General features: G+C 70.9%; 4 protein-coding genes. 3 read left to right on the forward strand and 1 reads right to left on the reverse strand.

What is annotated here, in order from left to right; genetic code table 11:
* Positions 1-58 precede the first annotated feature (58 nt).
* Entirely contained in the window at positions 59-2,509 is a 2,451-nt protein-coding gene (locus tag VGJ24_RS17405; protein ID WP_331501904.1) for a DNA topoisomerase IV subunit A, read from the reverse strand.
* A gap of 146 nt (positions 2,510-2,655) precedes the next feature.
* Here VGJ24_RS17405 and VGJ24_RS17410 point away from each other — a divergent pair, with 146 nt between their 5' ends.
* Genes VGJ24_RS17410 through VGJ24_RS17420 form a run of 3 tightly spaced genes read left to right on the forward strand, consistent with a single transcriptional unit; the run spans position 2,656 to position 6,597 of the window.
* The gene (locus VGJ24_RS17410; RefSeq protein WP_331501905.1) at positions 2,656-3,243 is read left to right on the forward strand and encodes a dihydrofolate reductase; all 588 of its coding nucleotides are present in this window, start codon (positions 2,656-2,658) and stop codon (positions 3,241-3,243) included.
* A gap of 46 nt (positions 3,244-3,289) precedes the next feature.
* Complete coding sequence (locus tag VGJ24_RS17415; protein ID WP_331501906.1) at positions 3,290-6,022, forward strand: GNAT family N-acetyltransferase; 2,733 nt, start codon at positions 3,290-3,292, stop codon at positions 6,020-6,022.
* A 23-nt stretch (positions 6,023-6,045) separates the two neighbouring features.
* Positions 6,046-6,597 carry a DUF5998 family protein gene (locus VGJ24_RS17420; RefSeq protein ID WP_331501907.1) on the forward strand — a complete coding sequence of 184 codons (552 nt, stop codon included), beginning with the start codon at positions 6,046-6,048 and terminating at the stop codon, positions 6,595-6,597.
* The last annotated feature ends 37 nt before the right edge of the window (positions 6,598-6,634 follow it).

Below are 6,634 nucleotides of genomic sequence, written 5' to 3' on the forward strand. Positions count from 1 at the left end.
CGGGTCACAGCCGAGTCACAGCGGGTCACAGGGGGTCACAGCCGAGTCACAGCCGATGTCAGAGCTGGCTCGGCACCGGACCGGCGCACGCGACGATCGGCTGCGCCCCGGGCGTACCGCTCCCGTCGCGACGGCCGTTCGCCTCGGGGAGGTCGACGGGCGACCCGCTGGCCGCGGCCGCCCGGGCAGGTGCGGCGCCGGCCCAGCCGAGGATCAGGGCATCCTCGCCCTTCAGGAACCGGTGGCAGCGGACCCCACCGGTCGCGCGACCCTTGCCGGGGTACTCCGAGAAGGGGGTCACCTTGACCGCGCCCGGCTCGGTCCCCGGCAGCGCGGTCGACGAGCCGCTGGCCGTCACCACCACCGCGGGCGTCGCGCCGAGCGCGCCGAACCACACCACTGAGTGACCTGCGCCGAGCTTGATGCCGGCCATGCCGCCACCGCTGCGACCCTGGGGGCGGACGCCGGAGGCGCCGAAGTGCAGCAGCTGCGCGTCGGAGCTGATGAAGCACAGCTCCTCGTCGCCCGTGCGGAGCTCGACCGCACCGACCACTTCGTCGCCGTCCTTGAGCGCGATCACGTCCCACTCGTCCTTGCCGAGCACCTCGGGGTTCACCCGCTTCACCACGCCCTGCCGGGTGCCCAGCGCGAGGCCGGGCCCGTCCGCGCGCAGCTCGCACAGCCCCAGCACCCGCTCGCCCTGCTGGAGCGAGCGGACCAGGTCGAAGGGCAGACCGCCTTGGAGGTTCGGATGGTTGGCCGAGCCCGGAAGGGCCGGAAGGTCGAGCACGTTGAGGCGTACGACGCGGCCGCGCGAGGTGAGCGCGGCGATCTCGCCACGGACGGTCGTGCGCACGGCCGAGACGATCACGTCGTGGTTGGTCCGGGCGCCCTCGCCGCCCGGGAGCTCGTCCGACGACGAGCGCGCGAGCAGTCCGGACGACGAGAGGTAGGCGAAGCAAGGGTCGTCGGCCACCTCGAGCGAGGTCGCGGTGGCCGTGACCGTGACGCCCGCGGACTCGAGCAGGACGGTACGTCGCGGCGTGCCGAACGTCTTCGCGACCTCGGCCAGCTCGTCGGACACGACCTTCCGCAGCAGCTGGTCGTCGGCCAGGATCGCCTCGAGCGCCTCGATGGTGCGCTCGAGCTCGTCCTTCTCCTTCTCCAGCTCGAGGCGGGAGAACCTGGTGAGCCGGCGCAGCGGCATGTCGAGGATGTAGTCGGCCTGGGCGTCGGTGAGGTCGAACACGCCGATCAGCCGCTCCTTGGCGGCCGCGGCGTTGTCGGACGAGCGGATCAGCTGGATGACCTCGTCGATGTCGAGGATGGCGACCAGCAGGCCCTCGACCAGGTGGAGTCGGTCGGCGGCCTTCTGCCGCCGGAACCCGGAGCGGCGCCGCACGACGTCGAAGCGGTGCTCGAGGAACACCTGGAGCAGATCCTTGAGCCCGAGGGTCCGCGGCTGGCCGTCCACGAGCGCGACGTTGTTGATGCCGAACGAGTCCTCCATCGGAGTCAGCCGGTAGAGCTGCTCGAGCAGCGCCTCGGGGACGAAGCCGTTCTTGACCTCGATCACCAGCCGGAGGCCGTGCTCGCGGTCGGTGAGGTCCTTGATGTCCGCGATGCCCTGGAGCTTCTTGGTCTGCACCAGCGACTTGATCCGCTCCGAGACCTTCTCGGTGCCCACGCCGTACGGCAGCTCGGTGACCACGATGCCCTTGCGGCGGCCCACCGGCTCGACGCGTGCCGTGGCGCGCATCCGGAACGTGCCCCGGCCCGACTCGTAGGCGTCGCGGACCCCGTCGAGCCCGACGATCATGCCGCCGGTCGGCAGGTCCGGACCCGGGACGAACCGCATCACGTCGTCGAGGGTCGCGTCGGGGTGGGTGACCAGGTGGCGCAGCGCCTGGACGACCTCGACCAGGTTGTGCGGCGCCATGTTGGTCGCCATCCCGACCGCGATGCCGGTAGCGCCGTTGACCACGAGGTGGGGGATCGCCGCCGGGAGGACCACCGGCTCCCGCTCGCGGCTGTCGTAGTTCGCCTTGAAGTCGACGGTGTCCTCGTCGATGGACGCCGTCATCGCGACCGCGGACGGCGCCATCCGGCACTCGGTGTAGCGCATCGCCGCCGGGGGGTCGTCGGGAGAACCGAAGTTGCCGTGGCCGTCCACCGTGGGCAGCCGCATCGACCAGGGCTGCGCCATCCGCACGAGCGCGTCGTAGATGGCGCCGTCGCCGTGCGGGTGCAGGCGACCCATCACCTCGCCGACGACGCGAGCGCTCTTGACGTGGCCACGATCGGGTCGCACGCCCATGTCGTTCATCGTGTAGAGGATCCGGCGCTGCACCGGCTTGAGGCCGTCGCGCGCGTCGGGCAAGGCCCGGGAGTAGATGACCGAGTAGGCGTACTCGAGGTACGACGCCTCCATCTCCTGCTTGATGTCGGTGTCGAGGATGTGCTCCTCGAAGTCGTCGGGGAGGTCCTGCTTGGTGCTGCCGCGTGCCATGCGCGCATTCTCCCCGGTGCCGCCGACGCCGGAGCTCGGGGCACGCCGCACGGGCACCACCTTGTTCGCAACCATGTGGTTGACAACGCGATGAGGGCTCTGGTTGAGTGTTCTCAACCAAGAAGTTGAATACGAGGAGGAGCCTCATGGCCACCGTTGTCGTTCAAGCCGTCGCCTCGCTCGACGGCTTCATCGCCCGTCCCGACGACCTGCCGGGACCGATCTTCGACTGGTACGAGGCCGGCGACGTCGACCTGAAGTTCAATCCCGACCACGTGTTCCACGTGTCGCAGCAGTCCGCCGACTACCTCGACGTCTCCGACGTCCGCTGCCAGCTGATCGGCCGGCACCTGTTCGACTTCACCGACGGCTGGGGCGGGATGACGATGGCGGGCGACCGCGTCTTCGTCGTCACGCACCGCGACGCCGACGAGTGGCGGCGGCGCTACCCCGATGCGCCGTACACCTTCTGCACCGACGGCATCGAGGACGCCGTACGCCGCGCCACCGACCACGCCGGTGACGGAACCGTGCTCGTCTGCGCGGGTGAGGTCGGGGGCCAGGTCGTCGCGGCCGGGCTCGCCGACGAGCTCGCGATCGACCTCGCTCCGGTCTTCCTCGGGCGTGGCAAGAAATTCCTGGGCTCGTCCACCGACGAGATCGTCCTGGACGACCCGAGCGTGGCCGTGCAGGGGGAGCGCGTCCTGCACCTGAGGTACGCCCTTCGCCGTTGACCTCTGGGCAACGACCGCGAAACCTCGGGCGGCTAGATTTCCGTGCGTGACCGCCGCCAACGCCGACGAGTACGTCGCCCCCCGTCACTGGGAGGCCGACGTCCTCCTCCGCGACGGCGGCACGGCGCACATCCGGCCGATCCGGCCGGACGACGCGGATCTGCTGGTCGACTTCTACGGGCGCGTCTCCGACCAGTCGAAGTATTACCGCTTCTTCTCGCCGATGCCGCACCTGTCCGAGCGCGACATCGCGCGATTCACCCAGGTCGACCACGTCCACCGGGTCGCGTTCGTGATGCTGCTGTCCGGGCGGATGATCGCGCTCGGCAGCTACGAGGGGCATGCGGTCGACGCGGACGACCCCGACTCGGCACCGGACGAGCTCGCCGAGGTCGCGTTCCTGGTGGAGGACGCCCAGCAGGGGCGTGGCATCGGCCAGCTGCTCCTCGAGCACCTCGCCCAAGCGGGCCGCGAGCGCGGCATCGAGCGGTTCGTGGCCGAGGTGCTCCCGGACAACCAGCGGATGATCCAGACCTTTCGCGACGCCGGCTACCGGTTGGTCAGCGGCTTCGAGGACGGCGTGATCACCCTCGAGTTCCCGATCGAGCCGACCGACACCGCGATCGGCGTGATGGTCGGACGCGAGCACCGGGCCGAGGCGGCGTCCATCGAGAAGTTCTTCAACCCGCGCTCGATCGCGGTGATCGGGGCGTCCCGCCGGCAGGACACGGTCGGTCAGGCGCTGGTGCGCAACCTGGTCCTCGGCGACTACACCGGCCGGGTGTACGTCGTGAACTCGACGGCCAAGGCGGTCTCGGGCCTGCCGGCGTACTCCACCGTGGGCGACATCCCGGGCGACGTCGACGTCGCGATCGTGGCGGTGCCGGCCGAGGCGGTGCAGGACGTGGTGCTCGACTGCGCCGCCAAGGGCGTGCACGGCCTGATCATCATCTCCTCGGGCTTCGCCGAGATCGGCGAGGAGGGCCGGCAGCGGCAGCGCCGGCTGGTGGGGCTGTCGCGGTCCTACGGTCTCCGGGTGATCGGGCCGAACTGCCTGGGCATCGTGAACACCGACCCCGAGGTCAGCCTGAACGCGTCCCTGTCGACACAGAAGCCGGCCCGCGGTCGGGCCGGGTTCTTCTGCCAGTCCGGCGCCCTCGGCACGGCGATCCTGGAGAAGGTCAACAACCGTGGCCTCGGTCTTTCGACGTTCGTCAGCGCCGGCAACCGCGCCGACGTCTCGGGCAACGACCTGCTGCAGTACTGGGAGGAGGACGACTCCACCGAGGTCGTGCTCCTCTACCTCGAGTCGATCGGCAACCCGCGGAAGTTCAGCCGGATCGCGCGGCGGGTCGCGCTGCGCAAGCCGATCATCGCGATGCGCTCGGGCCGCACGACGCAGGGCGTCCCGATGGGTCAGGCCGTGCGCAAGATCGGGGCGCCGCCCCAGGCCGTCGACGCGATGTTCCGCCAGGCCGGCGTGATCCAGGTGGACACGCTGGACGAGATGTTCGACGTCGCGCAGCTGGTCGCCCACCAGCCGCTGCCACGCGGACGACGAGTCGCCATCGTCGGCAACTCCGACGCGCTCGGACTGCTCGCTGCCGATGCCGCGGCGGCTGTCGGGCTCGTGGTCAGCCGGTCGGTGGCACTCGGCGCCGACGCGACCGGTCCGGACTTCGAGGACGCGCTCGACGCCGCCATCGACGACCCCGAGGTCGACGCCGTGATCGCGGTCTACATCCCGCCGATCGACGTGTCGGGGGTCGAGGTCGCCGACGTGCTCGCGGCCGTGGGGGAGCAGTCCGACAAGCCGCTGGTCTCGTCGTTCCTCGGTGCCGAGGGCGTGCCGGAGCTGCTGCGCGTGCCCGACGTCGCCGGCTCCACGGCCGGCCGCGGCTCTGTTCCGTCGTACCCCGCGGTCGAGGCGGCGGTGCGCGCGCTCGCCCGCGTCGTCGAGTACGCCGTCTGGTTGCGCACCCCGAACGGGTCGACGGTGGTGCCCGACGAGATCGAGCCCGGCGTGGCCAAGGCGCTCGTCCACCGGCTCCTGGTCGAGCATCCCGACGGCACCGAGCTAGGGCCGGGCGACCTGGCCGCCCTGCTCACGGCGTACGGCGTCGAGCTGTGGGAGGCCCGGCCGGTCACCTCCCTGAGAGAGGCGACCAAGGCCGGCAAGGACCTCGGCTGGGACGTCGTGCTCAAGGCGACCACCGACCGGCTGCGGGAGCGACCCGACCTCGCCCATGTCTGGCGCAACATCGACCGGCCGACCGAGATGAAGGACGCGTGGGAGAGTCTGGGAGCGCTGATCGACGACTCCGAGACGGCGGGCTTCGTGGTCCAGAAGAACGCGTCACCCGGGGTGCCGCTGAGCATCCGGAGCATGGAGGACCCGCTGTTCGGGCCGGTGGTGTCGTTCGGCATCTCCGGGCCGCTGACCGAGCTGCTCGAGGACCGGTCCTACCGCATCCCGCCGCTGGGTGCTCGCGACCCGGCCGCGATGACCCGCGAGATCAAGGCCGCGCCGATGCTGTTCGGCTACCGCGGCTCGGAGGTGGTCGACGTCGAACCGGTGGAGGATCTCATCTCGCGGGTGGCCCAGCTCCAGCACGACCTGCCGCAGATCTCGTCGCTCGAGCTCTCGCTGGTCCTGGCCGGCGCGGACCACTGCACGGTGCTCACCGCGCGTGCCCGCGTCGACCCCGTGGCCGACCCGCGATCCGACTGGTTCGTCCGCAGGCTGCCGGCTGCAGTGGATGACACCATCCCGAACTGAGCGCGTCGTGACAGACTCGACCCATGCAGGGTCTGAAGGAGGCGATCGACCGCACCGGGTACTACCCCGAGGTCGTGGCCGACGGTGTCATGCGGGCGGTCGCCGGCGAGGACGTCGTGTCGTTCTTCGTCCACCACGAGCCGACCTTCGACCGTGACGAGGTACGCCGTCACCTGACGGTCGTGGTGCTGACCCCGAGCCGGCTGATCCTGGCCCACACCGACGAGCACGAGGGCGACGACATGCTGCCGGCGCCGTACACCTCGACCTCCACCGAGGCGATCGCACTCTCGTCGGTGAGGTCTGTCGTGGTGACCCGGATGGTCACCAACCCGACCGACGGCCCGACGCCACCGGCGGAGGCCGTGCTCACGATCGGCTGGGGCGGCGTCGCCCGGCTCGACCTCGAGCCGGCCACCTGCGGTGACCCGGACTGCGACGCCGACCACGGCTACACCGGGACCCTCGCGGCCGACGACTTCTCGATCCGTGTCTCGGCCGCGGCCGACGGCCCCGACGCGGTGCCCTCCCTGCTCGCGTTCGCAGAGTCGCTCTCGGCCCGGACCCACCTCTGAGAGCCGGGGTGGAGACGGGGTTCCTCGAGCCGGCGTA

This window comes from Nocardioides sp. (assembly GCF_036493135.1).
Classification (GTDB): domain Bacteria; phylum Actinomycetota; class Actinomycetes; order Propionibacteriales; family Nocardioidaceae; genus Nocardioides.

Bases quoted from the DNA above. Each gene is read 5' to 3' on its own strand.
- VGJ24_RS17410 (WP_331501905.1), top strand. From the start codon at position 2,656: ATGGCCACCGTTGTCGTTCAAGCCGTCGCCTCGCTCGACGGCTTCATC.
- VGJ24_RS17405 (WP_331501904.1), bottom strand. From the start codon at position 2,509: ATGGCACGCGGCAGCACCAAGCAGGACCTCCCCGACGACTTCGAGGAG.
- VGJ24_RS17420 (WP_331501907.1), top strand. From the start codon at position 6,046: ATGCAGGGTCTGAAGGAGGCGATCGACCGCACCGGGTACTACCCCGAG.